The organism is Brevibacillus gelatini, assembly GCF_003710935.1.
Classification (GTDB): Bacteria; Bacillota; Bacilli; order Brevibacillales; family Brevibacillaceae; genus Brevibacillus; species Brevibacillus gelatini.
Window position 1 is genome coordinate 120,033 of the sequence record NZ_RHHS01000005.1, and the last position, 26,143, is coordinate 146,175.

The 26,143-nt window shown below is 52.9% G+C and carries 17 protein-coding genes; 3 read left to right on the forward strand and 14 right to left on the reverse strand.

Annotated elements, in window-relative coordinates:
- Positions 1–12: 12 nt before the first annotated feature.
- The 12 genes from EDM57_RS00865 to EDM57_RS00920 form a co-directional block, all read right to left on the reverse strand.
- Positions 13–2,760, reverse strand: a complete 2,748-nt coding sequence (locus EDM57_RS00865; protein ID WP_122902892.1) for a lipase/acyltransferase domain-containing protein — start codon at positions 2,758–2,760, stop codon at positions 13–15.
- Positions 2,761–2,829: 69 nt separating this feature from the next.
- A complete protein-coding gene (locus EDM57_RS00870) occupies positions 2,830–6,804 on the reverse strand; it encodes an ABC transporter permease (protein WP_122902893.1) in 3,975 nt (1,324 codons plus the stop codon).
- Positions 6,805–6,827: 23 nt separating this feature from the next.
- Complete coding sequence (locus tag EDM57_RS00875; RefSeq protein WP_122902894.1) at positions 6,828–7,709, reverse strand: S-layer homology domain-containing protein; 882 nt, start codon at positions 7,707–7,709, stop codon at positions 6,828–6,830.
- 137 nt (positions 7,710–7,846) lie between these two features.
- The gene (locus tag EDM57_RS00880) at positions 7,847–8,233 is read right to left on the reverse strand and encodes a thioredoxin family protein (protein WP_122902895.1); all 387 of its coding nucleotides are present in this window, start codon (positions 8,231–8,233) and stop codon (positions 7,847–7,849) included.
- A gap of 227 nt (positions 8,234–8,460) precedes the next feature.
- Positions 8,461–8,985: a YwgA family protein gene (locus EDM57_RS00885; protein ID WP_122902896.1), complete on the reverse strand. Its 525-nt coding sequence runs from the start codon at positions 8,983–8,985 to the stop codon at positions 8,461–8,463.
- The gene (locus EDM57_RS00890) at positions 8,978–10,273 is read right to left on the reverse strand and encodes an HD domain-containing protein (RefSeq protein WP_122902897.1); all 1,296 of its coding nucleotides are present in this window, start codon (positions 10,271–10,273) and stop codon (positions 8,978–8,980) included. The genes EDM57_RS00885 and EDM57_RS00890 overlap by 8 nt, the downstream gene beginning before the upstream one ends.
- Before the next feature lie 163 nt (positions 10,274–10,436).
- The gene (locus EDM57_RS00895; RefSeq protein ID WP_122902898.1) at positions 10,437–13,547 is read right to left on the reverse strand and encodes an efflux RND transporter permease subunit; all 3,111 of its coding nucleotides are present in this window, start codon (positions 13,545–13,547) and stop codon (positions 10,437–10,439) included.
- Positions 13,544–14,776, reverse strand: coding sequence for an efflux RND transporter periplasmic adaptor subunit (locus EDM57_RS00900; RefSeq protein ID WP_122902899.1), 1,233 nt, complete (start codon positions 14,774–14,776; stop codon positions 13,544–13,546). Before EDM57_RS00900 ends, EDM57_RS00895 begins: the two co-directional genes overlap by 4 nt.
- A gap of 42 nt (positions 14,777–14,818) precedes the next feature.
- Entirely contained in the window at positions 14,819–15,445 is a 627-nt protein-coding gene (locus EDM57_RS00905) for a TetR/AcrR family transcriptional regulator (protein WP_122902900.1), read from the reverse strand.
- 189 nt (positions 15,446–15,634) lie between these two features.
- Positions 15,635–16,045: a cell shape determination protein CcmA gene (locus EDM57_RS00910; protein WP_425455752.1), complete on the reverse strand. Its 411-nt coding sequence runs from the start codon at positions 16,043–16,045 to the stop codon at positions 15,635–15,637.
- A 172-nt stretch (positions 16,046–16,217) separates the two neighbouring features.
- Positions 16,218–17,153 (reverse strand): RluA family pseudouridine synthase, encoded by a 936-nt coding sequence (locus EDM57_RS00915; protein WP_122902951.1) that lies wholly within the window; start codon positions 17,151–17,153, stop codon positions 16,218–16,220.
- A gap of 193 nt (positions 17,154–17,346) precedes the next feature.
- Positions 17,347–18,459 carry an aminopeptidase gene (locus EDM57_RS00920; RefSeq protein WP_122902901.1) on the reverse strand — a complete coding sequence of 371 codons (1,113 nt, stop codon included), beginning with the start codon at positions 18,457–18,459 and terminating at the stop codon, positions 17,347–17,349.
- 704 nt (positions 18,460–19,163) lie between these two features.
- Here EDM57_RS00920 and EDM57_RS00925 point away from each other — a divergent pair.
- A complete protein-coding gene (locus EDM57_RS00925) occupies positions 19,164–20,408 on the forward strand; it encodes an MDR family MFS transporter (RefSeq protein WP_122902902.1) in 1,245 nt (414 codons plus the stop codon).
- 89 nt (positions 20,409–20,497) lie between these two features.
- Positions 20,498–21,166 carry a hypothetical protein gene (locus tag EDM57_RS00930; protein ID WP_122902903.1) on the forward strand — a complete coding sequence of 223 codons (669 nt, stop codon included), beginning with the start codon at positions 20,498–20,500 and terminating at the stop codon, positions 21,164–21,166.
- 69 nt (positions 21,167–21,235) lie between these two features.
- Here the strand turns inward: EDM57_RS00930 and EDM57_RS00935 are convergent, their stop codons facing one another.
- Complete coding sequence (locus tag EDM57_RS00935; protein ID WP_122902904.1) at positions 21,236–23,932, reverse strand: DUF4855 domain-containing protein; 2,697 nt, start codon at positions 23,930–23,932, stop codon at positions 21,236–21,238.
- Between the two features lie 37 nt (positions 23,933–23,969).
- Positions 23,970–25,127 (reverse strand): THUMP domain-containing class I SAM-dependent RNA methyltransferase, encoded by a 1,158-nt coding sequence (locus EDM57_RS00940; RefSeq protein ID WP_122902905.1) that lies wholly within the window; start codon positions 25,125–25,127, stop codon positions 23,970–23,972.
- Positions 25,128–25,326: 199 nt separating this feature from the next.
- On the opposite strand from EDM57_RS00940, the gene EDM57_RS00945 reads away from it, so the two are divergent.
- A complete protein-coding gene (locus EDM57_RS00945; RefSeq protein ID WP_122902906.1) occupies positions 25,327–26,136 on the forward strand; it encodes an Fpg/Nei family DNA glycosylase in 810 nt (269 codons plus the stop codon).
- The last annotated feature ends 7 nt before the right edge of the window (positions 26,137–26,143 follow it).

Here is a 26,143-nt window from a genome sequence, read left to right on the forward strand (position 1 = left end):
TGCTTGTCCGATTTAGCGCCTTTTGTTTCCGTCATCGTATTGTGAATCTTCCGACGAAAAACGTTTGATGAAAAACTTCGGCGCGTTTTCATCCAACCGCGCTGGCGATGTCTCAAACTCCAGTTCTTCACGATCCAGCACATGGATGACGACAACATTGCCGTGGTATTCGATAGCGAGATCTTCCCATACTTCCTTTTCCTTGGCAGAAAGGGTGATGGATTTACCGTTTTTGCGGAAAGTAATCTCAGGAAAAGCTCCGTCCTCCCTGGAAATAATGTAGTACAAATACTCGGCACTTTTGCCTGGGGCTTGATTCCGCAGCCCTGGCTGAGTTTCCTCGATTCCTTTTAGCAGTTGTGTCACTTGCTTCATGACTGCCGGGATGGTAGGCAGCTTGGCATGCTCCCCTACTACATAGTACCGTTTCTTTATGTCTTTTTGGGCGTAGTTGGCGCTGATGTAGGGGACGGTTCCATCTCCCAGTCCCTTGTCGTAATAAGGCATCCATTCGTTGTGGTACGCGTCGAAAAAGTAGCCTAAAAAAGTCGGTTGGCCTGTGCCAATAATAGAATACTGCGGCACATTGATCGTCTTTTTTTCCCACTTTTCATGCAGCGAGCCGCCCTGCTTGACCAGTGGAGCGTAGTCCAGCTTGATTTTTTTGTCCTGCAAAAATTCGGTGTAGCTGTAAGGGTCGTTGCGGTTTTTTCTCAGAAAGCCTGCTGTTTCGAAATACTTTTTCGACGGCAGCAGCTCGTACACAGCCGGGGCGTATTCCGAAATGATTTTTCCTGTACCCTCATCCATCCAGGGAATGGAGAAATCATACCCGTACTTGATCGCCTGGTACGCACGCGGGGAACCGAGAAACGGCGTGCCCATATAGATGATGCGATTAATTTTCGCCTGATACGAGACGTTTGCAAGCAGCGTCTCCCTCGTCAGCAAGCCTCCCATGCTGTGCGCGACCAAATGAACCTGTCTTGCCCCTGACCGTTCCAGGGCGAGGTCAATTTTTTTCTTCAGTTCAGCTGCATTTTTCGTATTGCTGTATCGCCAGTCATACGGCATGGCGAAAAGAGTGCGGTGCTTTTTGTAGCCGATCCTCTCCAGTTCCTTCACCATGCTGTAATACTGCTCCGTCAAGTTGCGGACAGGATCAAGCGGGGAGTACGAGAGATATTCGATTGCGCTGAACCCTTCGTTGTCAGGTTCCGGGTAAATGGAGACGCCTGCTTCCCTTGGACGGACCTCGACGCTGTTCGGCTTCGTCGGCACAAGAGAGAGCAAACGCCGATGCTTCGGGTCATTGATTCCGATCAGGCTGTCGCCGAGGCCGAGCCATATTTCGGTGGTTTTGCCGTTTTCCTCTGCAATCAGGCGGGAGCCGCCTATCCCCGGAATCAGGATGACGGGGATCGTCTTCGCAGTAATGTCCAGCTTGTAGGAATTGGGCGTAAAACCGGACCGCTTGCTGGCCATTACTTTTACGATGTAGCTTCCGGGATTGACGTTCAGGACGATTTGCTCGTTGGCGTTTTTCGGTTTTTCTGATTTGGCCAATACCTTGCCTTTTTCATCTTGCACATACAAGTCCATGTCCATCCCCGCAGGAATGTCTTTTAGATCGATTGTGAAAGTCGATGTCAGTGAAAACGAATAGCGGTAGTAATCGACGTCCGTTTTCGTGTGGAGATTCCCGGTAAGGGACGCGGAATAATCAGATGGCAGCTCATGCGCCTCCTGCGGCGTGTCATTCGGCTCGTACGCATCACTTTTTGCCTCCGCCTGGTCAGCCAGAAAATCAACCCGCAGACGGTAGTAGAAGTCTTTATGATGAGACTCCTTGTGCCCTTTTACCACGATGTAATACCACTTTTCTTTTTCCAGGCCGATGCCTTCCACAGCCTCATCGTCCGTTCCCGGACGTTCGGAACGGCCAAGCTCTTTTTCCTCTGCATCCAACACGTATAAATCATAGTTCTGACCGTACGGAATCTCGCGAAGGGAAACATTCATCTGTCCATGCTTTGTCCCCTTGACCTTCCAATAATCCACGTCGCCAGCCGTCCGGATCTTTCCTCTGGCATCTTTTGCGTCAAACAGCCAGTCGGCTTTTCCAATCATATCGTTAGGCTCCAGCTCAAAAATAACCTCTCTGCTGCGCAGCTCGATTTCTTCCGGCTTGCCGCTGGCTGCAAGGTCTGTGTAGAACTCCTGCGCCAGCTCGTCCAGTGTCTTCTCGGCATCGCTTGCGTCTGGCTCGTCTGCGCCAGGCTCACTTGCCTCGCTATTCGCCAGCTCTTTTCCTTGTCCGAAAAGCGTGGTTAATGCCAGCTTATCCGCTTTATCCTCTGCACGTCTGTCCCAGTCTGCCTTCTTTACCTCCAGCTTTTCCACGTAAGACATGTCTGCATCTGCCAAATCAAGCTGCCAGCTTACCAGTGGCTCGTCTTCATCCGGCTCACGCAGGCTTATCAGCAATGGGCTGTCGCCCGCTGGCCGGACAGCAGCGGATAGGCGTGAATCGTTGCGAAAAACGCGGCTTTTGCTTTCACCCTCCTGAGCAATCTCCAGTTCGATCCGCTCAGGCTTCGTGGACAGCTGCGCCTGAATGCGCACTTCGCCCTCCTCCACCCAAGCCCATGCATCCTCAACGAAAAGCTCTCGCTCTCTGGCCCATCCGGTGCCGACAGCATTCACCCAGCAAAGTACAAGCAACACAAGCAACAAAGACAGGCGCCTGGTCGTTTTCATTATAAAGTCCCCCTCATCCTCTTTCTACCTAAAACAGTAAAAAAAGACAGATGAGGGGTGCAAATATATTTATTGCGTGGTATGGTTGCGAATTCCTTGCCGCTCCCAGGCATTGGCGATAATCCGGAAAGGCACCCGATAATCCGCCTGTTCATGCCCCTGTCCAGACGTCTTGTTCAAATAAGGAAAGCCTTTGTCCACCCCAAACCGAAACTGCACCTGGTAATACACGGCATAGGAACCGCCCTTTTCAAAGCCGTACTGCTTGTCTCCCATCAATGGTGTATCCACTCCCGCCTCGCGCGTCCCCAGCTTGGAGGCAGCATAGGAATGTCCACCCCAACGCTCGTTTGAAAATGCTCGCAACGGAAGCAATGATTGCAAAGACGTCTGTCTGCGCCCCGTCTCAAAGATCCATGCTTTTGCTGAAACAATCAGCGGAAACTGGCCGCTGACCGGGTGGCGATGACGATCCTGCAGTTCCACACGAGGCAAAATCCGTTCGCCCGCGTAAAAATCGTTGGGCGCACTGTCCTTGTAGCGGTCCCGCGCATGGTATTCCAGCCATTCCGGTGTATGCTGAATGGAGCTTGTCGCATTCGGCTCAAACACTGCAAAGGTGCGCTCGCTCCCTTTTACCGTAATCGTATAGCGCCCTGTCATCGACCTGGCGGCAGTTTGTGTCTCGCACGTCTCCTCGTCCTCTTCGTCTTTGGAGCACACGTCGTAGGTCAGCGAAAAGTCAATCTTGTAGTCCATCACGATGACAAAGCCGTTGATTTGCGCTTTGTATTGCTGATTTTGCAGCACCTGTCTCCACGTTGTCTGGGTAGGAACGTGCGTGCCTGTATACACAAATTCCCCACCCATTGACGTGCTGGCTACCTGCCATTGCTGGGGAATTCCTGGACCAGTCACTTGCAAATCCAGGAGAGACGGGGTGTAGACAGCAAGGCTTTTTGCGTCCGCAATCCAGCCGGGACTTGCTGTCACGGTAATGTTCCTGACATCCTCCCCGCTGACGGACTGTTCCAGTTGCTGCTTGTATTCCGTAATTTTTTGATTGATCTGCTGTTGTGTCTTTTGAAAGCCTTCGTTAATTTTCGCCTGATCGATCACGACGCGAATTTTCGCCGGCTCCCGCTCCCATACGCCGTCTGCTTGTACCGGAAGCTTTTGCAACTGGCGATTTTCACTGTCAAATATCTCCAGCGCGATTTCGCCGCCGTCATAGTTCTCTCCACCTCCGGGAGGCTGCGGGATGTTTCCGCCGACGATCTTGACCGGCCACTCTGCGCGGTTGTCAGGCCATATTGTTTCGTTATCCGGCTTGTTTTTGGACGGATTGATATTGGCAATGAAGTCCTCTGTCTTTTGCGGATATTTGGTTGGGACAGTGATTTTCCGAACCTCGCCTGCTTTAAAGTCATTTACATCGAGGATTGTTTCTTTTTCGGAGCTTTCCCATCTCACCGCCAGTTTGGTGTCGTGCGTCAACTTGCCAGCGTTTTTCACGTTGAAAGTAATCGTCGCTTCCGTTCCTGGAGCTTGCGGATCGCCTGGGTCAATGTCGAAGCTGTTCTTGACGATCAAAAGGTTCTCTCCATCAGGGTCTGGACCTGGACTACCTTCGCCAATTTTCACGAAAAAGAAGCCGTGACAATTCTCGTCTTCATACGAGGAGAATTCTATTTGGTAGAGTCCATCCAAAAGTAGACCATCATTACCTGTTGGAAACAGGAGCCAGTGGTCTTCATCTTTCTTACCTGATGAACTATGCAAATACTCACCGTTCCGTTTTCTGTCCCACATTCCTGTGTTTGGATCGAGCCATTTCACCATGTACGAGCTGTCCTGGCTCAAAAACATCCGGAACCAGTAATCCCCTTGCAGTTCATCTGCCTTCAGCTCGATGGTTTCTCCGCGTTTTACATTCTTGCTCCATTTTTCGGAGTTTAATTTCGTTTCAACCGATACGAGAATATCCGGGCATTTGCGGTCCGATACAATGGTAAACGTCAATTCGCCGACACATCCATTCTCGGATTCAAACGAGATGAGAATGGTATCACCAACGTCCACATCGCTTGGGAGTCTGAGATCGAACTTTTGATTGGCTGGCACTACACCATCTGTTAAAGGGAGCTTTTGTCCATTCCTGTTCAAGTACCATCTGCCGGAGAGCTTCGTGGAGAAGCCCATGTTTGTCTCGTAGTAATCTCCTGCATCAGTGAAATACCTCATGTAGACTGGTTGAGGCAGTGTGCTTGGGCCGTTGGGGGGACTATTCAGCGAATCTCCTTCGGGTGAAAAAGGATTCGGATATTGCCCATGGACAAAAAACACGACTTTTCGAAGCTCAGCAATGGAGCAGGATGCATCTTTTACCACGATGGTTATTTCGAAGTCGCATTCCGACCTACCCTCCCATAGCGAGGAAGAGTAGTTTAACTTGAGTTTGTATGTTTTTCCTTTTTCCAAAACGAGTTCAGGTGGGGATGGCAGATTCAATTTGTCAGAGTTGTACGTCCGCCATCTGTCTTTATCGTCGTATTGGCCAGGCAATGTGACGACGCTGCCATTTGGTTTCGTAACGTCCCACATGATCTCGGCAGGACCAGTTTCCCCGTACTTATCTTTGTACGTGGCTTTGAAGTACAGCTTGTCTATCGGTAAAATTTCAATCGTTTCCCCATTACGAATGACAGAATTGTTTAGCGTAATGATGGGGCATTTATCTTCGCCGTCTTTGGCTTCCACGCGGAAGTATTTTTCCCAGCATTCGGTTCCGTCATCGCTTCTGTATACTACCTTTACTCGTCCAGATGAGCCTATACTGCCTATTCCGACCTTTTTGTTTCCTCCGGAACCCGTAGCCATTGGTGAACCATTCAGCGTGAATGTGCCGTTTTTCTTTGCAAAAACTGTGATTTCTGCATTTTTCTCTACCACAATATCCGAGCCACCGCTGGAAACAGCAGTATAACTTTTTATGTCTTTGTCGCCCACTGCCTGAATATCCATTTTGGTTTTTGTGGTTTCTATGGAGCAGGATGGACCTGGATCTGGCTCTTCTGGGCCGGGTGTTACTTCTCCCACGGTAAATTGAGCTATATACGGGGTAGAGACGCTTATACTACTCGAACCTTGACGGCTCCGGTGGTGCAAATCGGTAATCGTCAAAGATACTTCGTACACCCCTGGCTCCGTCGGCTTATACTCGGTGTTTTTGTAGGTCCAGGTGTATCCAGGCGGATTGCTCGTTTCACTTACGGTAGGAACGGTGCCGCTTGGGTCGCGGAAGTTTTGGTTGGACAGGAAGCTTTTATAGCCACGGCCTGTCGTTTTATTGATGACGCTTAACGACCAAACAAAAATGCCGCGGTCATAGTAAGAATAGTCCGTGGCATTTGCACTGATCGTCACTGTTTCGTTGACGTTGTATTTTGTTTTGTCGGTGGTTACTGCGCCTGTTGGCTGTGGTGTTGTGCGGAAGTGGCCGACTGAGATGTAGCCGCCTGAACTGTTTGGTACCAAGTTATCTCCTTTTGTGTAGCCGGCGCCGCCTGAGGCGGTTGCTAGTTCGGCGAGGTTGTAGGCTTGGTAGCTTTGAACATGTGGTGAAAGCCTACTGGTAACTGCCTTACTATAGACATTCGCTGCCCCACCAAGAACATAGTTAGGGTTGCCCCCGAAGCGATTAATCCAGTATGGCGCTTCGCTATTGTCAACAAAATACCATCCACGATCAGCTTTTTGATAAATGTCCGCAAAGCCCAATACTCTAGTACCATCCACAACCCGATCTACTTCAATTTGCGAGACAGTAGCACCAAGATTTGCGTCGATTCCTTCGATTCTAAGTAGATCATACTCCCCTTTTGGCGCGAGCTCTTTATTTTGATCGACTGTAGCAACAACAATCCCATGATAGTTAGGTGAGGCATCCGCTAAGTTTGGATGAGTAGTGATTACTCCAATAAGAACAAAAAAAGAAAGCACATAGAAAATTAATTTCCTGTGCTTAAACAAGAGTGTTCGCAATTATTTCACACCCTTCGTTCGTTTTAGTTGTAAAATGTTGCATTGTTTTTTTCTTGTTCTAATGCAGGAATTTTTTTGTATAAGTAAGTACCCGCATCCGTAGAATTATTGGCGTTGCTCACGTTAAACCCAATGTAGCTTACTTCTTGCACCGGAATGCTGAAAGTCTCGCCATTTAAAAAGGCTACTCTGCCACCTTGTTTTTTATTGATCTGTGCAAGAACTACGAAATTTTTGTCTCCTTTTGGTACTTTGCCATATAACTTGCCATTCTGGATCTTAAGATTTTTATGAAACTCTGCTGCATATTTCGCTCCTTGTTCCAGCTGCCACTTGTCAGTCCAAAGATACCGAAGGATTTCCGCCGCATCCCCCCGTGTTACAGGCAAATCTTCACGAAATTTCGGTTGCCCGCTAGGAGCAGCCTTCATCCACCCCCACGTAATCAAAGCGCCTGTGTTGGAAAGATTCGGGTTTTTCTCTCCTCGAAATGGCTTCCACGCATTAAACACCAGCAATGCCGCTTCTTCTTTCGTAAGCAACTTATTCGGATCAATCGCTACATTGTCCAATATGCCTGCCTTTACAGCCCGTTCATAGCTATATTTAGCCCAATGCCCTGCAGGTAGCTGCGGTACTGCTGCCGTTTCCTTTACACCTCGGATGGCAACCAGGCTGGCCACAAACTGACCTTGCGTAATTTGGTTGTTGGGATAGAAATTGCCGCCACTGAGCCACAAATAGCCTTTCTGTATGCCGAAATCAATCGCTGCTTTTGCAGGATGTGATTCGTAGTCTTTATTTGCCGCAGCAGCTTGCACAGTATTTTCAAAGACGCCGCCCGTCACACTCGTTAGCCCGAGTACACTTGCGAACAGGCAAGACACCCATTTTCTTTTCAGCATTGAACATCCCCCCTTACCTGATTCTACCACCTTTTTCAATCTGGATATATATTGCTCAGGTGGAATCACTAGTAAGCAAAACCGCAGTTTGGACAATACCACCCCAAATCCACCTGCATAATCAACCATGCAAGCAGCTAAGCTTCGCTTTCCATATCCTCCTTTTTCAAATTCCTCTCCAAATATTCCCGAAATGCCCTCTCCGGCACGTCGCCTTCCAGCTTGTCGATCACTTCCCCATCTTTGAGCAAAAATACAGTCGGAGTTGCGGTAGCCCCCATTTCTGTCGCTTTATCCAAATCTGCCTGTTGATTGACATCCAGCTTTTCTACTCGCCAGTCGGGGTAGTCCGCCATCACTTTTTCGAATGTGGGGGTAAACGTCGTGCAATACCTGCAGTTTTCGCTGTAAACGTAAACAATTCTCGTCTCCTGTGCACTGGCAACAGCCAGCCAGGCCAGCGCGGCAAGCACCAAAACGCCGACCAGCAAACTCCACCGCCACAAGTACCTGCTTCCTTTCATCTTCCTTCCTCCCTTGATCCTCCTGAATCAGCACAAAAATGATCGCTATGCTTTTGTCAAAGAACGTTGCTCGTATTATGCAGCCCCGCCCTGAGACAAAAAAAGCCGACCCGCGATGTGGTCGACTGCAAGAAAAAGCTTATTCTGTTGAAAATGACAAAAAAATGACGTACCACAACTGTAGCAAGTGTTTCGTACGCCGTGCTGGTCGGTGTATGCAAAATCGGCTACACCGGTTTCGTGCCGCCGGCTTGCACCAATGACCGCAATTCCGCAATAAACGCCTGACCCTTCCGGATTTCTTCCTCGGTGTAGCGCTGCTTGCTCTTAAAAGTAAAAATTTTGCCCTTCATTTCTTCGTAGGGCAAATGGTTGAAGTACAGGATGGTGGATACCAGTTCAAGAAAGCGGGAGTTTTCCTCGTTCATTCGCAAAATGGCCTGCTCCCCCAGCCCGAAGTCCACTTCGTGAAAACGGAGGAAGTCGCGTCCCGTTTCGTTCAGAGAATAGCGGTACATGTGAATGGCGCCTTTGCTCTCCACCTGCTCGTCAATGAGGCCCATGTTGCACAGCTCGTCTACCCGGAGCGTCAGCTCCTCGGAATACGGGCCGTACATGTGAAACTCGAAGCGCTCATCGAAATCCATTTCCAGATGCTTTCCTATGTACACCATTTTCTGCAATTTTTTTCGCCCGCTCACTTCGCCGACAATTTCGATCAGACGAATGATCTTGGCGTGACGACTAAGCATCCTCCATCACTCCCAGACGTTCTCGAATCTTTCGGGAGAGATCCCCCGGCAAAGCCATGACTTTATCCAATGGAAAGTACAATTTGTAGTCAAATCGCCGCTTTCCGCTAATGGCCTGTACAATCTCAGACTTCTGCGACAGTTCTACCAGCTCGCCGGAAGGCATCTGGAGCATGATCGGAATCCGCTCCTCTTCTTCTCCGGCACGGTAAAAATCATACGGAAGATCGGAGGTCGTGTCTACCTCCAAATAATACATCGGGTCGATGCCTGCCTGTTGGAACTGCTCTTTCAGTTCAGCTAACAAGCGAAAATCTCTTGGATTATATTCGACGTACTTGAAGAGATTCCTGTCCAGAAAACGGGCGCATAAATCTTTCAAAATCGGGTCGTCTTCCTTGCGCCAAAGCTGCATGTAGAACAAAATAGCCGATTCATCCAGCGCCAAGTAATCCGCCAGCTCCACTTTTTCCTGTAAAAAAGGAAGCAGCATGACCGGCTCCTGGGAAAAGGGGTAGCCGTTCGCAAACAGCCACTTGGCCCTCTGGAAAATTTTGCAAAGTACAACTTCCGCGCTGCGCGTCACCGGGTGGAAATAAACTTGCCAGTACATTTGATAGCGCGACATGATGTAGTCCTCGACCGCGTGCATTCCGCTGAACTTGAAGACGATGCCGTCCTCCTGCGGCCGCATGACGCGCAAAATGCGCTCGATCTCGAAATTGCCGTAGTTGACGCCTGTGTAGTAGGCATCCCGCAGCAGGTAATCCATCCGATCCGCGTCCAACTGACTGGAGATCAGGCTGACGATCAGCTTGTTGTCGTATGTTTTGTTGATGACTTCCGCCAGCTTTTTCGGGAACTCTTCATCAAAGCGGCGCAAAATCCGGTTGATCTGCGTATCTCCCAGCAAGATCGCCCGCGTCCAATCCTCATGATGGTATTTGAACACCTTTTCAAACGAATGGGAAAACGGCCCATGCCCGACATCGTGGAGCAGGGCTGCGCACAGACACAACAGCTTTTCCTCATACGTCAGTTGAATCCGGCCTTCAAACGTCTCCAAAATTCTCCGCATCAGCTCGTACACGCCAAGCGAATGGTTAAAACGGCTGTGCTCTCCGCCGTGAAAGGTAAAAAAGCTGGTGCCCAGTTGCTTGACCCGGCGCAAACGTTGAAATTCCGGCGAGTTGATTAAGTCCCAAATGAATTTGTCCCGCACGTGGACGTAGCGGTGAACAGGGTCTTTAAATACCTTTTCTTCATGTAAAAGCTGGGGCTGTTGCATCCTGGACACTCCCTTCCTGTTTTGCGTTCTCTCTGTTTTCCACGAGTACAGTATCGTTGGTACTATCATATCATACGACTGAATGTGTTTCTTGTCGCAAGCAAAACAAAGCAGCGGCATGCCCCTCGCAAAAGGCGCGAGAGACTGCCGCCGCTGGATTTCCTTACAGCATTTCTGCCTCCGGTCCGTACAAATCCGGACGTTTTGCCGCTTTTTCCGCTTGCTTTTTCAGCTTGCGCTGGGCGAGCACCGTGTAGAAGGACGGCACGACAATCAGCGTCAACAGCGTCGAGAACAGCAAGCCGAAAATGATCGTGACAGCGAGCGGCTTGAACAGGACGTCGCCTGAGATGGCAAGTGGCATCAGACCTGCTACCGCCGTAAACGAGGTCAGCAAAATCGGTCTGAGCCGCGCCTCCCCTGCCGAAATGACAGCCTGCTTCAACTCTGCCCCGGCATGCCGCGCTTCTTCGATGAACTCGATGAACACAATGCCGTTGCGCACGACGATCCCGGACAGAGAGATAACACCCATCATCGTCATGAAGCCAAGCGGCGTCTGCGTCACGAACAATCCGATCAGACTGCCCGCTACCGCCAAGTAGACGGTACTCATGACCAGCACCGGAATGGACAGCGAGTAAAATTGCATCGCGATCAAAATCAGAATCAGGAACACGACGAGAATGGAGAGCTTGCCCATGTCGATAAAAATATCCGTCTGCTCCGACGTCTCCCCGCCAATATCAATGCGGTATCCGTCAGGCAAAGCCATGCTGTCGAGCATCGGCTTGATTTCCTCCATCACTTCTGTTGCCGTGCGGTTTTTGACGTCAGCCGAGATCGTGACGCTCCGCGACAAATCGCGATGCGGGATCGCCTGCGTGCTGAAAGTCGGCTTTACTTCCGCCAGTTGCGACAGCGGAATCAGCTCGCCGCGGGCATTGGCAATGCTCAAACGCTGGAACAACAGCGCAGGGTCTTCTTCGCCTTTTTGCAGGAACAGTTTCATGTCGATCAACTCGTCGCCTGTATCGAACTCGCTGACAGTGATGCCTTCGCTGACCAGCCGAAGTGTCGTTGACAGGTCCGTGTAGTTGACCAGCTTTTGCTCCATCAGCTCTTTGTTGACGACAAATTCAAGCGTATAGCGCTCTACACCGAAATCATCCTGTACGTCGTAAGTGCCTGCAATCCCTGCAACCTGGTCTTTGATTTGCGCCGCAAGCGAGCGGAGCGTCTCGATGTCTTCCCCGTACACGCGGATTACAACCGGCTTGCCGACAGGCGGTCCTGCCTCCAGTTGCTTTGGCAAAATGGTCGCTTCCGGGTACATCTTTTTAAACTCTTCCGTCCATGGCTCCAGCATGTTTTCGATCTTCGTTTCCTTTTCATTAAAACGTACAACGAGCTGCCCGACAGTGATGCCGCTTCCTGCCGCGGTATCGCCGCCAAACATCTTCGGCGCGCTGCCCCCGGCGTAGGAAGCGACCGACTCGATTCCATGCTGCTGCATAATCCAGTCGGACACGCCGCGCACGACCCGATCTGTTTCCTCCAGACTGCTTCCGACCGGGACGCGAATATCGACGAGAAACTGCGGACGGTCATCGTTCGGGAACAATTGCACAGGGGTGAGCGGAATCAAGCCATAAGCGGCTGTCCCGATCAAAACGCCAATCATCCCGGCCAACAGCGGACGCTTGAGAATTTTCGGCATCAGCCTGCCTGCGTACCAGCTCGTCAACTGCGTCAGTTGTTTGCCCAAAAGACCCGCAGGCTTGCGGTACCCTTCCACACCTGCTTTGCGCCGCTGTTCATACCATTGCCGGAAGATCGGAATGATCGTCAGCGACATAATCATGGAGGCGAGCATCGTCAACGAAATGATCGCCGGGACAGGCCGAATGAACTGGCCAGCGTTCCCGTTCAAAAACATCAACGGGGCAAACGAGGCAATCGTCGCCAACGTCGCGGTCACAATCGAAATGGACACTTCCCTGGCACCGTTGACTGCTGCGGCCAACGGCTTCTCGCCCAGCACGGACAAGCGCCGCTCGATGTTGTCATTCACTACCACGGCGTCATCGACCAAAATCCCCAGTACGATAATCAGCGAGACAATCGAGATCATGTTCATCGTGATGCCAAGCGACGGCAAAAACAAAAGTCCCATCGCGAGCGATATTGGGATCGCGAGCGCCACGACAAACGCAGTAATCAGGTTCAAGCCCAATGTGCAAACGAGCAAGACAGCGATGACAGCAATAATCATTTCCCGGGTAAGATCGCTGAACAGCTCATCCACGCGCTCGTTCTGACTGTAGATCGAATGTCTTTCCGCCCAGGCTGGCAGCGATTTGTCCAGTGTCAGCATCATTTCGTCCACGCGCTTTTGCAGCGATGGTACGTCGCTTCCGGTCTCCGCATTGATGCTGACCGAGACAGAAGGCTTGCCGTTGTAATAGGAGGTTGCTTTGACTGTCTCCGTCGTCAGCTTCACCTGTCCGATGTCCTTCAAATAGATCGGAAAACCTTCCTGTGTGCGGGAGATCAATACGTTGTTCAACTCTTCCACATTCGTGTTTTCCGCCAGCTTCAATTGATAAGTGCGCTTGTCAGTCGTCAAATCGCCCAACGGGGTTTTTTCATTTTCCCGTTTGACCGCCATCATGACCTGGCTCCACGTAATGCCGTATTGGCTCAGCTTTTGCGTATCCACCTCGATGTGGACTTCCTGCTTGGGCAAGCCTTCTACCTGGACGTCCGCTACGCCTGGAATCGTGCGCAACTGCTCTTTCCACGATTTCAGCATGTCGCGCATGCTGTACAGTTGCTCACGCGAATCTGCCGTCACCGCAAACGTCTGGACAAACGTGCGGTTCAGGTCGTCGTTGATGATCGGCTGCTTTGCGTCTGCCGGAAGCTCTGCTTCTGCGTCTTTTACCTTTTTGCGCAGCTCATCCCACTTTTGCTTCGGGTCCACGTCGCTTTTCGCTTCCACAATAATGGAGGAAACGCCAAGCGAAGAAGTGGAGGAAATATAACTCAATCCTTGCAGTTCGTTAATTTTTTCCTCCAGCTTCTTCGTCACCGTCTGCTCGACCTTCTCTGGCGACGCCCCCGGATAAATGGTCGTTACAGTCGCCACGTTGACGATGATGTCAGGTGACTCCTGCTTCGGTAGCTGGAAAAAGCTGAGGAAGCCGACCAGCACGACCATGACAAAAAACAGCAGAGTAATTTTGCGCTTCTTGACGATGTACTTAATCACGGCTGGTTCCCTCCTGCCACCTCAATCGGGTCGCCGTCAAACAAACGGTCGACGCCCTTGACGATCAGTCGGTCCCCCTCTTTCAGCCCGCTTTTGATTTCCAGTTTGTCATGGGAAATTTGCCCGATTTCCACTTTTGTTTTCAGTGCCGTTCCACCTGCATCGACGAACACATGGGCATCGTCTTTGCCTCTGCTGATAACCGCCTCGACCGGGACATAGACGCCAACCTGCCCTTTGACTGTCTTGATCGCCTTGACGACTTGCCCGGCAAACCAGTCATGGGCGGCGTTTGCCACCTGCACTTCCACCCCGATCGTTCCGGTGCTCTCGTTGGTCGCAGGGTATATTTTCGTGACCTTGCCTTCCCGTTTCTTTCCGTACAGATCGAGCGAAACCATCTCGCCTGTCTTCCAGGTGGAAATCTCGCGGTCAGGTACGGGCAGCACGACTTTTAGCGTGTCGATATTGCCGACTTTGTACACAGGAGTTCCGGAGCCGACCAGATTGCCCGCAGAGGTGAGCTTGGCGATAATGGTTCCGTTAATGGGAGAGCGGAGCTGTGTTTTTGCCAGGGTGCTTGCCGCCAATTGTTTGGCGATGACAGCCTGGTTGTAGGTGGCCTGGCTCAGCTCCCTGTCTTCCTGACGCGCCCCCTGGGTCACGAGCGAGTACGCCAGCTGCGCATTTTGCAAATCTTTTTGGGCAAGCGTGAGTCCGTTCTGCGCCGTCTCAAACTCGCTTTGCGAAATCGCTTTTTGCTGATAAAGCTGTTCGATCCGTTTGAAATCATCCTGCACTTTTTGCAGAGCGACCGTTGCCTTTTCGACCTGCAGCCGCGCCTGGATGATCTCCTGTTCCCGCGCTCCGTTGTTGATCTTGCTCAGATTGGCAGCGTTCTGCTGAACCGTTGCATTCGAGGAAGCGACCTGCAGTGAATAATCCTGTGCATTGAGCCGCGCCAGCACTTCCCCCGCCTTGACCTTGTCTCCCTCGTTTTTGGTCATTTCCACAAGCTGACCGCCCACCTCAAAGGAGACGACGGCCTCTTCCAGCGGTTCCAACGTTCCAGACAGTTCTGACACCGTTTCCGCCTGTTCCTTTTTGACTGCTTCCACGACGACATGCTTGACTTCCTTTTGCGGAGCTGCGGCAGGCTGCTGCTCGCTGCATGCTGTAGTTGTCAACAATCCCATCATCATTACAGTTACAAGCCATTTTCTCTTCATGACTTCCTTCGCCCCTATGTACCTTCGCACGATTTTGGATGATTACGCCCGTTTGATTCCTTCCAGCAAAATCTCAGATGCATGCTCATACAGCTTTTCCTCGTCATTGATGATCGAAACGTCCAGGCCGACGCGATACTTGGCCATGAACGCATAGAAAAATGTCGAGATGAACATCAAGGCTGGTGTGCAAGGATCCGATTTGGGCAGATGGCCCTGCTCCTGAAACTCGGCGAGCTTTGCACACAGCACATCCACGGCCGTCATCGGCAGGCTGCTGAACAGCTTGACAACCTCCGGGTGATTGTCTGCCTCGACAAGACAAATCATCAAAATTTCCTTGCGCTCCACCAGCAAGTGGTAGTACGTCTTCGCATACGTGATAAGCATTTCCTTGACGTTGGTGAACTCGCCCTCAAGCCCCTTCTCCAGTTGCTCTCGCACGTCGAGAATGTCCTTGAGAAGCTCTTCCAAAATCGCCACCTTTGTTTTGAAGTGGCGAAAAATCGTTACCTCATTGACACCGGCCAGCTCGGAAATTTTGCGAGTCGTCGCTCCCTTGTAGCCTTTTTGTGCCATCAACTGACGAGCGGCAGACAAAATTCTCTCCCGCGTCTCCTGCTCCTCTCCCCTCCCTCCAGATGCCTGATCTAAAAATGAGTGATCCATAATGCACCTCCAACCATGCAAGCAACTGCTTACATTCCTGTAATTTCCACGCTCATTATATCTCGACAATGCATGCATGTAAATACTTGCATGCTCTGGTAAACAAAAAATTTACTTCTTTCCCCCTAACAAAAAAACAAGCTCTCCAGCTTGTTTTTTGTCCGTCTGCATCGTTTCCACCTGTTTGCCTCACCGCTTTACATGCTGCTTGACCTCGGAGTCAGGGTCGAGACGAAACTGTTCCGCAGACTCGACCAGCTCAATCTCGCAGCCCGGTCCAATCGTAACGTTTTTGCCACGAACCACCTTGGCCCGTGTATATTCCAAATAAATGTCATCGCCTTCAATCGTCTCTGCCGAGAGGATGGTCGCGCTGTTGAAAATGTGCTTCAACAGCTTGTTGAGCGTGCTGCTGCCGCCTTTTTTGACCTCGATGTACTCTCCGCCTATTTCCTTTGCCTCACAGCCGGCGTGCAGATAGACTTCGATCCGCCCTGCATTCAGCAGGCCGCCAACGGTAAATGCCCCTTTTGCCGAGAACATTTCCACTTCGCAATCTCCTGACGTCTTCAGCATGCCGCGCAATGTAGCTTCTCGCACTCCACATCCCCTTTGCTCTTGCCAAAGCCCTGCACATCTACTTTGTTATACGTGCCTCCCGAAGCATTCACCGAGCCGTGAATGACGAGGTCTGGCCTGTTACGCTAATCAACTCCCTTTCGTCTCCATAACGAAAAAAAGGACTTCCGGCAAAGTCCTTTTTCCTCACACCCTATGCAAATTCAGCCTGCAACAACCGCCTCATGTCTGCTGGCACTGGCGCTTCCACCACCAGCTCCTTTTCCAGCAGCGGATGCATAAACCGCAGACTGGCGGCGTGCAAAGCCTGTCTGCGCATTAGCCCTCGCGCACCGCCGTACAAGGTATCGCCTGCAAGCGGGTGGCCGATATGCGCGAAGTGTACGCGTATCTGGTGCGTCCGCCCTGTCTCCAGCCAGACGTGGATGAGAGACATCCCTTCCGAAGTCTGTTTCACCTCGTAATGCGTGACAGCGTGATCTCCGCCGTCCGTTACCCGCCTTTTCGTCGGATGACGCGGGTCTTTGCCGATTGGGGCCTCAATCGTGCCTGTCCCCTCCGCAAGCCGTCCGCTTACTACCGCCAAATATTCACGATGCAGACCGCCTTCGCGCAGCACGCGGTCTGCCAGTTGATGGCCGTAGCTGCTCTTTGCCAGGAGAATCGCCCCGGAGGTGTCTTTATCGAGTCGATGCACAGGATGGATGCTGACACTCTCTCCCCTTTTGGCGAACAGGTCAGTCAATGAATGCAACAATGTTTCATGATGCTCCTGCTTGACGGGATGCACCATCAGGCCTGCCGGTTTGTTTGCGACCAGCAAATGATCGTCCTCATACAAAATGTCCACCGGAACAACCTTGCTGTCTGTTGTCAGCGGTTGGGCAGCAAGCTGCGGCGACGCTTGAAGCTGCTCCTGTCGATCGGCTACGCGCACAGCGACCACATCGCCCGCCTTCACCTGCCGCTGCAAAAACGGCGGCTTGCGGTTGAGCAAAATCCCCTTGCTTCTCGTCAGCCGCTGCATCATCCGCCCGGATACGCTCAGCTTTTGCCGGACGATTTGTTCCACGTTCATTCCGGTGTCTTCTTCCTTGACCATGTATTCCATCCAGTCTTTGCGGCTCACGTCTGATCCCTCTGTTCCATGCTTTTTCCCTATTGTAACAAAAGGACGCCTGACATGCCCGCCTGGCAAGCCACTCTGCTTTCGCGAGATGCTAGCGCATTCCAAAGCTTGACTGCGCCATGCCATTGGCAGAAGTTTTCGCTGCAAAAAAACCACCATGCTCTTTTGCATGATGGCTTGTGCAAGCTCATTGTTATCCTTTCAGATTTTCCGGGTTCAGCCCTTGCAGCTCAGGCAGGACAAACAGACCGTCCTTGCGAATCAGGACGTCATCAAACCAGATTTCACCGCCGCCGTACTCAGGGCGCTGGATATTCACCATGTCCCAGTGAATCTGGCTACGGTTGCCGTTGTCCGCATTTTCATACGCGCGGCCTGGCGTAAAGTGGAAGCTGCCCGCAATCTTCTCGTCGAACAGGATGTCGTTCATCGGATGCAAAATGTACGGGTGTACGCCGATGGCAAACTCGCCGATGTACCGTGCGCCTTCGTCCGTGTCAAAAATTTGGTTGAGCTTCTCGGTGTTGTTGGCGGTCGCTTCTACGATTTTGCCGTTTTCAAACGTCAGGCTGACATTTTCAAACCGGGTGCCCATGTAGCTGGTCGCTGTGTTGAACGTAATTTTGCCGTTCACCGAGTCGCGCACAGGGGCGGTGAAGATTTCGCCGTCCGGAATGTTGCGCAGTCCCGAGCAGATGACGTTCGGGATGTCCTTGATCGAGAAGCGCAGGTCGGTTCCCGGCCCGACCAGACGCACTTTGTCCGTGCGGTCCATCAGTTGTTTCAATGGGAGGAATGCCTCGTGCATCTTTTTGTAGTCCAGGGAACAGACATCGAAGTAAAAGTCTTCGAACGCCTCAGTAGACATGTTGGCACTCTGAGCCATTGCTGCTGTCGGGTAGTTGAGCAGCGTCCAGCGCACATTCGATACGAGGTAATCGTTCAGCTCTTGCATCACGCTCAGGTGGGCGCGGCGACGGTCTACCGGCACGTCTGACATTTCGCTGTCGTTGGACGGTCCGTTGATAACGATGTACGTATCGAGATCCTTGTACATCGGCTCTTCCCACTTGGCCAGATGGGTCGCCCGCTCTGCGCTTGTTCCCATCATCAGCTCCCGCTGGATTTGCATGTCGAGAACCCGCACAAACGGATAGGCTCCCTTGGCGTACGCTTGCTTGACCAGCTCTTTTGCCAGCGCGTGGCCTTCCCCGCGCACTTCAATCAACAGCGTTTCCTTCTCCTGCAACCGCACGGAATGACTGAGCAGATTTTCTGCCAGCTTGACAATTCGCGTGTCCAACATGCAATTTCCCCCGTTTTCATCATGAATTTAATAAAAAATATTTTACCGAATAGGCGGCACTTTTTCAATCAGGCTCCGCCTCTTTCCGGCTCGTCCTGCCGGTCCTATCACCCGCGAACGCGCAACAGGACGGCAAATCCCCACGTTTTGGTACAATTCCAATAAAAGCAAAAATTTCTCTTGCCTAAAATCATCCCCATAGAGTATTCTAATCAACAAGAGTTTACCTATTCAAATATTTTGAAAAGACGGGAGTGCTGAGTTCATGGTGTTTTCTGTAGTTATCACTGCTTAGGTAGGGCCTTTTGCGAAAGAGGCCCGGCCTCTTACCAAAACCAACCCTATCTATCGTTTGATACTGCAGGATGCCTGAACCGCTTCCGTCTTTTTCCCGATATGACTGGCGGGTGCCGATATGCGGTGTGAGTCGTTGGCTTTTTGTACCCTTTTTTCGTGGGCACAAAGCCTTTCTTTGCTCCCCGATTTTTCGGCTTTCCCACCACCCTTGTATCCGATCAAGCGCAAGCGGAAAAGAGCACTGTCTCTACAGCCGTTTGCGCTTTTTGTTGTGGAAAAACCCGCGAAGAGCCGTGCATCGAGATGTTTGGCAAAAAGCGCAGCCGCCTTGTCCTTTTACGGGAAAATGCGCGGTCACGGCACCTGCTGATGATTTGCACGTAAAAAGGAATGGAGGAATTTGTATCATGCAATGGCGTTCGTGGGATTTGAACTTAAAGGTGCGTCTGTTTGGCGAACTGATTACCCATACTTTTTTCTGGATGTACTTTCCGTTTATGGCGCTGTACTTCAGCGATACGTTCGGCAAGGACGTAGCCGGGCTGTTGCTGATGGTGCCGCCGCTGCTCGGCATGCTGTCCAATCTGTTCGGGGGCTATTTGGCTGACCGGGCCGGGCGGCGATTTACGATGCTGCTCTCGCTCTGTATGTCGACGTCGATGTTTGCCCTGTTTGCTTTCTCCCCATCGCCGTGGATTGACTATATCGCGTTTATCGGGATCGGGATTGCCGGGGCGCTTTACTGGCCGGCCAGCTCGGCCATGGTCGCCGACCTGACGACAGAGGAAGACCGCCGGATCGTGTTCGCCACGTTTTACACCGCGATGAACATCGGGGTTGTAGCTGGCCCTGTTCTCGGCTCGTTCTTTTTCGTCCATTACCGCTCGGAGCTGTTGCTCGTCTGTACGATCATCGAGTTTCTGTTTGCGGTCGCCCTCTTTTTCCTGATAAAAGAAACGCTGCCCGATCACATTCGCCAGGAAAAAGCCCAGGAACGCTTCTCCCTGGCCCAGCAATTCAAAAGCTATGCGATTATTTTCCGCGACAAGGTTTTCGCCCTCTACATCGTCGCAGGCATCTTGATCGCTTTCGCCTTCATGCAGCTTGATATGTACATGGCTTTGTATGTCAAAGAACACGTCTTTGACCAGACGCTCCTGTCCTGGGGCGACTGGAAGCTGTCGATCGGGGGCACGAGCGCATTCGGCTGGCTGATGGGACTAAACGGCCTGCTCGTCGTTCTGTTCACTCTGCCTGTCACGCGCTGGTTTCAGACCTGGAGCGACCGCAACAGTCTTGTGCTTTCGTCTGTCCTGTACGGATTCGGCATGTTTTTCATGGCCTTTACCACAAATATTTGGCTGCTGTTCGTCTGTATGGGCGTACTGACCTTGGGCGAGCTGATCCGCACACCGGTTGCGCAAAGCTTCATCAGCAAATACTCGCCGGAAGACGCGCGCGGTCAGTACATGGGGGCTTCCTCGCTGCAGTTTTCCATCGGGCGCTTCATCGCCCCGCTGACGATCGGGCTGTCCCAATGGCTTTCCCCTCTGGGAGTGTTCAGCGTGATACTCGGCGTTACCCTGCTCAGTGCCTACTTGTATGTCGTCTTGTTCCGCATGATCCCCGCCAGACAGGCTAACCAGGATTAGCTCTGGGACGGCGTGCAGCCTGTACAGAATAAAAGCTCCCTTTTTGCATAGAGTGGGTAGTAGAAAAGCTGTCCAAGGAGGGAGCAGGCATGAACCACCCGAAAGCATATGCTGCATTCCGCAAGCAGCGGGGACATCAGTACCGCACGTCGACGTACATCCAGTGGGGAGACGCCTCAGAGTCCCGCTCACTGGGCAGTTGCCTGCTGCTCAACCCTGGGTCGGCAGCTCTCTTTCAGACAAGGCCCGCGGCTGGGCACGCGATCATGGGACAGATCAAGCCCGATCCGACGATGGAACAGTTTTTCCGGTTTACGGAAGCGGTTTACCCGGAGCGTCCCCTGAAAGGGCGTTTGTATGTGTACTATCTGTTCTCCTTGCAAACCCCTTCCTGCCGCGATGCAATCGAAAGCTTCGAGCAACAGGTGGAAAAGAAAGAAACCACGCTGGAGCAGCAAATCGCCCCACTGGAGGAACTGCGGCAGCATCCGTGGCTTCTGCTCGGCTGGGGGTGCTTGCAGCGGAAAACAGGGCGGCACTTTTCGGCGCTGAAAAGCTTGTGGCAAAAGCAGATTGCCCTGTCCGGCGTCCCTGCGTTTGGCAAAAGGTGCGCCAACGGTCAAGATTACCATCATCCATGTCCGCAGCTCTTTTCCATGCGAGCAGCCATCCTGCACGATCTCGTCACGATCTATCGCGAGACGCTCGGGAAAAGGCAGTCCTCTGCTGCATCAATGATCGATTCGGGCCGGACGTGAAACCGACTGGTACAAAAAAGAGTCTGTCTCCCGCCACACGTGGGAAAACAGACTCTTTTTTCTGCTGTACTAGGGAAGCTCAGTCGCCTCGAAATACTCTTCCCGGTCAAAACGTCCGCGCATCCATTTGTACGTATCGTCGTAAATGGCACGCATGACCGGGTCCTTGCTGTTCGCTGACTCGATCAGCGTCTTGGAGCCGTAGTAGTAAGCGTGGATGTTGTTTTTGTCCATCCCCAGCTTGTGGGCCGCTACGAGCTGGTTGTAGTAGGTCTGGTAGAACTTCGGATCGCGGTACATCCGCTCGTCTCCCTCGATCTCCACACCCATGCCGTACTTGCTGACGACATCCAGCACGCCCTCGATCCGGTCGAGCTGCACAGGCTTGTCGCTGTAGTAGTTCGGCTGCAGGAACGCGTAATCAAAAGACAGCGACTTCCACTCAGCCACGCCCGGCGCCCCGAAGTACGGAATCCAGTAAAAACGCAGCGCTTCGTTATGCACCATGCTGGCCATGTCACGAATGAGGGTGCGCTCTTTCGGGGCGCTGTCCTCGATCAGCTCGTGGAACCAGTAAATGCCCTCCAGCTTCAGATAGGTGTACCCTTCCTTATTCCAACGCTTTAGCAGTTCCTGGAAGTACCACTCCAACGCCGCTTTGCGGTTCAGGTAAGCCTGTTCCTCCCCGATTCCCGCAGGATTGAACGACAAGGACGGCTTGTTGTCCGCAATCTGGCCAAAGTTCGTCTGCGCAGCGTTTGGATACGGCAAGGCGAGCACGACATTTTCCTGGGTCGGCGTCGTGTACAGCGTACCGCGCAGGCGGTTGTACTCCCGCATCGCCTGGTTCAGCGCATCGAGCTGCTTGCCGGTGCCGAACAAGTCGTTCATGTAGCCGCGCCAGCCTTCTTTGGTCACAGGCATGTTCTGGTACGGCAGGAAAAGGATCGTATCAAACATCTGGTCACGCATGTAGCCGTCCGCCGTGCGGTAGCCGACCATCGGCAGAAAATCTTCCTTCGTCCACGTTCCGCGCTCCCCATACGCTCCCGAATAGGCAAGCAGCATGTTTTCCACGCGGCGTACCGTTTTCTGGTCCTCCATCACCTGCGCCGGACTTGGCGGCGGCAGCAGCACCGCTCCCCCCTGCCAGTCGCTCTCGTTTTTCGCCCATACTTCCAATTGACGGGCAAAGGCAAATACTTTCACCGGGAACGATACCCGGACATAGCGCGTATGCACATCAGGCAGGGTGACGGCGAGTGTGCGTACGACCACCTGAGTCTCGGCAGCAGGAACGTCGTGGACTGCCCGTCCGGCGTACGACCATGCTTTTCCGTCACGGGACACTTCGACTTCCATGTATTCCGGCAGGGTGATCCCTGACGTTTTTTGCTGCTTGAATGTCAAAGTAACCCGCTCCAACGGCTTTGCTTCGTTGAGCGCAACCGTTACCTTGCGGCCGAACTGACGGTTGTACCCGGTCCACTCCTCGGAAGGCGTGACCAGTCCGCCTACAGGTCCTGGATACTGTTTTTCCACCTGCTGGAAATAAGAGTCCGGCGGTCCAAAAGTAGCAACCGAGGTGAAGCTGCCCGGTGCGATGTTGACCAGCTCGTCCTGCTCGGCAGGCACGACCGCTTTTTCCTCTTCTGCTGGCTGCTGGGTATCATCCGCAGCTGTTGCCGGGTCAGTCGCCGCGTTCTCACTCTCTGTCGCTGGCTTGCTCTCCCCCGCTTGCGAACTGTCCGCAGGAGCGGTGACAGGCGGGGCCGTTGTGCCAGTGGAGCCGGATTCCTCCGTCTCTGCGACAGGCTGTTTGCCAGCGTCCTTGATCTCCACGGGAACGGTCACGGTTTTATAGCCAACCGTTACGGTCAGGTTCCCTTTTCCCGGAGTCGGGCCAGCAACGAAGGTTCCGTCCGCCAATACCGTACCCAGCTCAGGGCGATCAAAGGCGAAGATCGGGGTAAAAGGCAGCTTGTCCCCCTTCGTGTACTTTACTTCCAGCCGCTCGCTCGTTCCCGCAAGCACGCTCAGACGGGGTGTGTTCACGGTAAAATCGGCCTGCTCCGCTTGCTGGTAGCGGGCATCGAGGACGCGCTCCGCGATGACAGCCGCCTCCGCGCGGGTCACGGTTCCGTTCGGATTGAATTTGCCTGCCGCGCCCTGCATCCAGCGCTGGTTGGTCACTTCCTCGACCGCCGCTTTGGCGTAGTCGGCGATGTCCGCTTCGTCGCTGTAGGCGACTGTGCTTTGTGCGGGCGCTTTTGGGACGCCGCTTGCCTTCATCAATCTCGACAGGATGACAGCCAGCTCCTGCCGGGTAAGCGGATCGGAGCCGCCGAGTGTCTGATTGCCTCGGCCAGTCATCACGCCAAGGTCGGAAAGACCGTAAACAAACGGAGCATACGGGCTTTCCTTCGGTACGTCGGCAAAAACAGCCTGCTCAATCTGGCTCGGCTGCAAGCCCACTACCTTTGCCAGCAACACCGCGACATCCTGACGCGACATTGTGCCTTGCGGGTTGAAGCGGCCATCGCCCTGACCGCTAATGAGGTGCAGCCCGGCCAACCGATTGACGGCATTGCGCGCGTAGCTGTTGCCCAAATCGGTAAATGCAACCGTCTCCTGCGCCACTTTTCCGGTTTCTGCCTTCTGCTCCTGCCCATTTGCCGCATAAGATGGCGGAGCTGCCTGAACCAGCAACGCAGACAGCGCCAGACAGGCAGAGAGCACCTTGCTCCCAAATGTTCTCTTTTTCATTGCAACCTTCTCCTCCAATATGCCCCTTTTCCTGCGTTTATTCGGTCAGGGAAACTACAGGCTGACGAGGTGGCTTGGGGCCGAAAAACTGATAGTAGTCCACCTTGATATTGCCGTTGTAGAGCTTGCGCTTTTTGCTCGCCTTCCGCCCGAAATGTTCCTCAAACTGCTCGTCCGAGGTGATGATGTAAAAAGACCACGTATCCATGGCTGCAAACGTCTTCCCCATTTCGCCGTACAGCCTACTGACCTGCTTCCAATCGCCCAGGCGCTCCCCGTACGGCGGATTGCAAATCAGATAGCCGTACTTGCGCTTGGTCCGCACATCGCGCACGTCCATCCGCTGGAAGTGAATCTGTTCGTCTACGCCCGCTTCGGCGGCATTGCGGCGCGCAACCTTCAAGATTTCGTCATCCACATCGGTTCCGATAATCTCCAGCTTCTGGTCGTAGCGGGCCAAATCGTGCGTCTCGGCACGCGCCTCCCTCCAGGCCGTTCTCGGAATGACAGGCCATGCTTCGGATACAAACTCCCGGTTCATTCCCGGTGCGATGTTTTGACCGATCAGCGCTGCCTCAATCGGAAGCGTGCCAGAGCCGCAAAACGGGTCCATGAAGACGCGATCCGGCTTCCAGCGCGACAGCAAAATCATCGCCGCCGCCATCGTTTCCTTCAACGGCGCCGTGCCGATCAGCCCGCGGTAGCCGCGCTTGTGCAGCCCCGATCCCGAAGTGTCAATCGTCAGCGTCGCCACATCTTTGAGCAGCGCCACCTCGATTTTGTACAGCGGCCCTTTTTCCTCAAACCAGTCGCGCTTGTACGTCTTTTTCAGACTCTCCACCACCGCTTTTTTTACGATAGCCTGGCAGTCCGGCACGCTGAACAAGGTCGACTTGACCGATTTTCCTTCGACCGGAAACGTGGCGTCTTCCGTGATCCAGTCAGCCCAAGGCAGGGCCTTTGTCTGTTCAAACAGCTCGTCAAACGTCGTCGCTTTGAATTCCCCTATCTTTAGACGCACGCGGTCGGCCGTTCGTAACCACAAATTTGCGCGAGGAATCGCCGAAATATCAGCGGTAAACGTCACTTTGCCGTTGTCCACCTGAACCGGGCCGTAACCGAGCGCTTTGACTTCCTCCGCCACTACCGATTCCAGTCCAAAAGTCGCCGTAGCGATCAATTCTACTTTTTGCATTATGTAATCTCCTGTCCGTCCAAATTGCTTCGGGCTTACCCTTATACTATATTACCCGATTTGCCGACAGGGTTGGTAATCTTGTGCAAAAACAATGCCGAAAGACCCGCCACCAAAAAGCGACGGGTCTGGCATGCGGACTGCCCATACTGGCAATCCTATGAAAATACATTCACTTCCATAAAAGGGGGAAATGTCGATGCCGGAATTGCCAGAGATGGAAACGTATCGCGGGCTGCTTCATCAAAAAATTGGCGGCGCTGCCATTACCGCTGCCACTGTCCAGCGGGAAAAGACGATTAACATTCCCCCTGCCCAGTTTGTTCAGACTGTACAGGGCAACCGCCTGACGCTCATCGAACGGCGCGCAAAGCACCTTTTGTTTCATTTGCAGAGCGGGCACGTCCTGCTGCTGCACCTCATGCTGGGCGGCTTCCTCTACTTGGGCACAGCGGAAGACAAGCTGGCGCGAACAGCCCAGGTGACGCTGTCTTTTGGCGAGCGCATCCTTTATTTTCACGGGCTGCGCCTTGGCTATCTGCACCTTTTAACGCCTGACCAGATCGACGAGCGAATGGCCCCGCTCGGCCCGGAGCCGCTCGCACCAGACTTCACACTCGAACGTTTTCTCGAACGGCTCCAGGAAAAACGCGGCGTATTGAAAACAGCACTGGTCGACCAGCATTGGATCGCGGGCATCGGCAACTGCTACTCGGACGAAATCTGCTTTCACGCGAAAATTTTGCCGACGCGGCGCATTCCCGAGCTGACGACCGAAGAGCGAGTACGACTGTACCACTCCATGCAGACGGTGCTTGCAGAAGCGATCCGCTTCGGCGGCTACATGGACCAGCCGCTGTATCGCGGCGACCGTTTGACAGGCGGATTCGACGAGCGCTGCCAGGTGTACGACCGCGGGGGAGAGCCTTGCCCGCGCTGCGGACAGCCGATTGAAAAAGGCGAGCTTTCCTCCCGCAAAGTGTTTGCCTGCCCCAACTGCCAGCATTGACGGGCAA

Bases quoted from the DNA above. Each gene is read 5' to 3' on its own strand.
- EDM57_RS00880 (WP_122902895.1), bottom strand. From the start codon at position 8,233: ATGAAAGGAAGCAGGTACTTGTGGCGGTGGAGTTTGCTGGTCGGCGTT.
- EDM57_RS00920 (WP_122902901.1), bottom strand. From the start codon at position 18,459: ATGTTGGACACGCGAATTGTCAAGCTGGCAGAAAATCTGCTCAGTCAT.
- EDM57_RS00935 (WP_122902904.1), bottom strand. From the start codon at position 23,932: ATGAAAAAGAGAACATTTGGGAGCAAGGTGCTCTCTGCCTGTCTGGCG.
- EDM57_RS00900 (WP_122902899.1), bottom strand. From the start codon at position 14,776: ATGAAGAGAAAATGGCTTGTAACTGTAATGATGATGGGATTGTTGACA.
- EDM57_RS00875 (WP_122902894.1), bottom strand. From the start codon at position 7,709: ATGCTGAAAAGAAAATGGGTGTCTTGCCTGTTCGCAAGTGTACTCGGG.
- EDM57_RS00930 (WP_122902903.1), top strand. From the start codon at position 20,498: ATGAACCACCCGAAAGCATATGCTGCATTCCGCAAGCAGCGGGGACAT.
- EDM57_RS00940 (WP_122902905.1), bottom strand. From the start codon at position 25,127: ATGCAAAAAGTAGAATTGATCGCTACGGCGACTTTTGGACTGGAATCG.
- EDM57_RS00945 (WP_122902906.1), top strand. From the start codon at position 25,327: ATGCCGGAATTGCCAGAGATGGAAACGTATCGCGGGCTGCTTCATCAA.
- EDM57_RS00865 (WP_122902892.1), bottom strand. From the start codon at position 2,760: ATGAAAACGACCAGGCGCCTGTCTTTGTTGCTTGTGTTGCTTGTACTT.
- EDM57_RS00890 (WP_122902897.1), bottom strand. From the start codon at position 10,273: ATGCAACAGCCCCAGCTTTTACATGAAGAAAAGGTATTTAAAGACCCT.
- EDM57_RS00885 (WP_122902896.1), bottom strand. From the start codon at position 8,985: ATGCTTAGTCGTCACGCCAAGATCATTCGTCTGATCGAAATTGTCGGC.
- EDM57_RS00925 (WP_122902902.1), top strand. From the start codon at position 19,164: ATGCAATGGCGTTCGTGGGATTTGAACTTAAAGGTGCGTCTGTTTGGC.
- EDM57_RS00905 (WP_122902900.1), bottom strand. From the start codon at position 15,445: ATGGATCACTCATTTTTAGATCAGGCATCTGGAGGGAGGGGAGAGGAG.